3 protein-coding genes are annotated in these 3944 nt (G+C 68.3%); all 3 read left to right on the top strand.

The features are described from left to right. The first annotated feature begins 243 nt into the window (after positions 1-243). The 3 genes from ACFVH0_RS40370 to ACFVH0_RS40360 all read left to right on the top strand — a co-directional run bounded on the left by ACFVH0_RS40370 (position 244) and on the right by ACFVH0_RS40360 (position 3836). On the top strand, positions 244-990 hold the full coding sequence (locus ACFVH0_RS40370; RefSeq protein WP_385828418.1) for an AraC family transcriptional regulator: 747 nt from the start codon (positions 244-246) through the stop codon (positions 988-990). A 103-nt stretch (positions 991-1093) separates the two neighbouring features. Further along, a complete protein-coding gene (locus tag ACFVH0_RS40365; RefSeq protein WP_385828417.1) occupies positions 1094-2305 on the top strand; it encodes an MFS transporter in 1212 nt (403 codons plus the stop codon). Positions 2306-2390: 85 nt separating this feature from the next. Further along, positions 2391-3836 (top strand): glyceraldehyde-3-phosphate dehydrogenase, encoded by a 1446-nt coding sequence (locus ACFVH0_RS40360; protein WP_385828416.1) that lies wholly within the window; start codon positions 2391-2393, stop codon positions 3834-3836. Positions 3837-3944 lie beyond the last annotated feature (108 nt).

The following is a 3944-nucleotide window of genomic DNA, read 5'->3' as shown; positions in this document are numbered from 1 at the left end:
GTTGTCCGGCGACGGGATCCATGGTTAGCGGCGGCCGGGACGGGGGTCAATGATGTGACGTACTACCCCAATACGGAGTAATGTCCGAAATGGGCTGTTCTGGACCGTTTCTATGCCGCTGGGACGGGCTCCGCCTCTACTATCCGGCCTAGGATGTGACGTGGGCCCTATGGGTGGCATCACATCCACAGCGCCGTTTCGAGGGCTCTGGAACCCGGCACCCGTCCGCTAGGGTCCACCTGCATGCCGGACATCCGCCACTCCCCCGAAGCGCCCACCCGCACGCAGGCGATGGCCCCCGGAGAACGCATCGACGCGCACCGCCACGACAACCACCAGGTCATCTACGCGGGATCCGGCGTCCTCGCGGTCACCACCGACGTGGGCACCTGGTTCGCCCCCGGAACCCGGGCCATCTGGGTTCCCGCCGGCTGCGTCCACGCCCATCGCGCCCATGGACACCTCGCCCTGCATCTGCTCGGCCTGCCCGCCGACACCAATCCCCTCGGCCTCGACGCCCCGACCGTCCTCTTTGTCGACCCCCTGCTGCGCGAACTGATCCTCGCGTACACCCGGGGCCCCCACGACGACACGCCGGAGCGGCTGCGGCTGCGCGCGGTTCTGCTCGACCGGCTGCGTGCCTCGCCCCAACAACCCGTTCAGCTGCCCACCCCCACCGACCCGCGCCTCGCGGCCGTCTGCGAAGTCCTTCACGACGACCCGGCGGACCCCCGCACACTGGCCGCCCTGGCGAGCGGGGCGGGAGCCGGGGAACGCACCCTCAGCCGCCTCTTCCGTCGCGAGCTGGGCATGACGTTCCCGCAGTGGCGCACCCAACTGCGCCTGTACCACGCACTTCGCATGCTGGCCGACGACGTACCGGTGACGACGGTCGCCCACCGGTGCGGCTGGTCGTCCACCAGCGCCTTCATCGACGTCTTCCGTCGCGCCTTCGGCTATACCCCGGGCACCCACAACCGCCGCCCCTGACCACGACATCGCCACCGCGCTCGCCGCTGAAAGGGCGGGTTTTCGGTAGTTGTTGGCAGATCACCGGAAGCGCGACAGGCCATCGGGCGATGACGATGGCGGCATGCCAAAGAATGGACCCATCGTTCTGCTGTCGGTCGGGCATGCGTGCGTGGACGTCTATCAGGGCGCGGTGGCGTCGCTCGTCCCGTTCTTCGTGGCCGAGCGTTCCTACACCTACGCGACGGCCTCGGGCATCGTACTCGCGGCTTCACTGCTGTCCTCGGTTGCGCAGCCGGTGTTCGGCGCGCTCACCGACCGTCGGGCCGTACCCTGGCTGCTGCCCGTGAGCACGATCCTGGGCGGGCTCGGGGTCGCGCTGAGCGGCCTCAGTGGTTCGTACCCGCTGACACTGCTGTTCATGGCGGTGTCCGGGATCGGGGTCGCCGCGTACCACCCCGAATCCGCCCGTGTCGCACGGCTCGCGGGCAGGGGGAGCCACAGCGCGATGGGGTGGTTCTCCTTCGGCGGCAATGTCGGCTTCGCGGTCGCCCCTCTCATGGTCACCGCCGTTGTGGCCACCGGCGGACTGCGGTTCTCACCACTGCTCGTGGTGCCGGCCGTGGCCGGCAGTGTGTTGTGCCTGCCCGTGCTGCGCGCACTGGAGCGCAGGACGGCCTCCGGCCCCAGGAACTCGGCCACGAAGGGCACCGACGACAAGGTGTCGTTCGTGAAGCTGTCACTCGCCGTGGTCTGCCGGTCGATCACCTTCGTCGGCCTGAGCACGTTCATCTCGCTCTACGCCCGGCAGCGCACCGGGGGCGGAGCGGCGGCGGGTACGACCGCGCTCTTCGTCCTCTACATGGGTGGCGCGGCGGGCACCGTGCTGGGCAGCCGCCTGGCAAGCCGGTGGGACCGGGTCACGGTGGTGCGCATGTCGTACCTGATCACGGTCGGTGCCGTCGCCGGGATCGTCTTCGCCCCAGGCTCGACGATCTATCCGTTCATCGCCCTCACCTCGATCGGACTGTACGTACCGTTCTCGCTTCAAGTCACCCTCGCCCAGGACTACTTGCCCTCGCGTGTCGGCACCGCCGGCGGGATCACCCTCGGGCTGACGGTCAGCATCGGCGGCCTGGCCGGACCTCTCATCGGAAGCGTCGCCGACGCCACCTCCCTGCAGACGGCACTCACCCCGCTGATCCTGATGCCCGCCCTGAGCGGACTGCTGTATCGCGGCATGCCCGAGCCGGCCGCGCCGAGGCATCTCGGCGGCCCGGCACCGGCCGAGGACGACCACGGCGTCCCGGCACGCCCCGCACGCGGAACGGCCTGACACACCCGGCCACGACAGCCCATTTGAATGATCAAAGTAGCGAGGGGTTACCATATGAGCGCCGCCTAGCTCGAAAGATAAACCTGTGACTGTCAATGACGACTCGTTCACCAGCTGGAAGAACCGCGAGGAGATCGCGGAGTCGATGATCCCGGTCATCGGGAAACTGCACCGGGAGCGGGACGTAACGGTCCTGCTCCACAGCCGCTCCTTGGTGAACAAGTCGGTGGTCAGCATCCTGAAGACCCACCGATTCGCCCGCCAGATCGCCGGTGAGGAACTCTCGGTCACCGACACGCTGCCGTTCCTCCAGGCGCTCACCACGCTCGACCTCGGCCCCTCGCAGATCGACATCGGCATGCTCGCCGCGACCTACGCGGCCGACGACCGCGGCCTCCCGGTCGAGGAGTTCACCGCCGAGGCCGTCGCCGGTGCCACGGGCGCCAACAAGATCGAGCGCGGTGACGGACGCGATGTCGTCCTGTACGGATTCGGCCGCATCGGCCGCCTCGTCGCCCGCCTGCTGATCGAGAAGGCCGGCTCCGGCAACGGACTGCGACTGCGCGCCATCGTCGTCCGTCAGGGCGGTGACCAGGACATCGTCAAGCGTGCCTCGCTGCTGCGCCGCGACTCGATCCACGGCCAGTTCCAGGGCACGATCACCGTCGACGAGACGAAGAGCACCATCGTCGCCAACGGCAACGAGATCAAGGTGATCTACGCCAACGATCCGTCCGAGGTCGACTACACGGCGTACGGCATCAAGGACGCCATCCTCATCGACAACACCGGCAAGTGGCGCGACCGCGAGGGCCTGTCGAAGCACCTGCGCCCCGGTATCGACAAGGTCGTCCTGACCGCTCCGGGCAAGGGCGACGTCCCCAACATCGTGCACGGCGTCAACCACGACACGATCAAGCCGGACGATCAGATCCTTTCCTGCGCCTCCTGCACCACCAACGCGATCGTGCCTCCTCTGAAGGCGATGGCGGACGAGTACGGCGTCCTGCGTGGCCACGTGGAGACCGTCCACTCGTTCACCAACGACCAGAACCTGCTGGACAATTACCACAAGGCCGACCGCCGCGGCCGTTCCGCGCCGCTGAACATGGTCATCACCGAGACCGGTGCCGCGTCCGCCGTCGCCAAGGCGCTGCCCGAGCTCAAGGCGCCGATCACCGGCAGCTCGATCCGGGTTCCGGTGCCGGATGTCTCGATCGCGATCCTCAGCCTCCGGCTCGGGCGCGAGACGACCCGTGACGAGGTCCTCGACTACCTCCGCAACGTGTCGCTGACCTCGCCGCTCAAGCGCCAGATCGACTTCACCACCGCGCCCGACGCGGTGTCGAGCGACTTCATGGGCTCGCGCCACGCCTCGATCGTCGACGCCGGCGCCACCAAGGTCGACGGTGACAACGCGATCCTCTACCTCTGGTACGACAACGAGTTCGGCTACTCGTGCCAGGTCATCCGGGTCGTCCAGCACGTCTCCGGTGTGGAGTACCCGACCTACCCGGCCCCGGCGGTCTGATCCCGACGGATCACTCCCCGGTCCCGCAGGGACCGTAGTCCCGGTCGCACCGTGAAGGGCGCCCGATGAGCAGCTGCTCATCGGGCGCCCTTCGCACTGCTCGGCCAC

It is taken from the genome of Streptomyces sp. NPDC127117 (genome assembly GCF_042677325.1).
In the GTDB taxonomy this organism is placed as follows: domain Bacteria; phylum Actinomycetota; class Actinomycetes; order Streptomycetales; family Streptomycetaceae; genus Streptomyces.
This window is presented reverse-complemented; position numbering and strand designations above follow the sequence as displayed.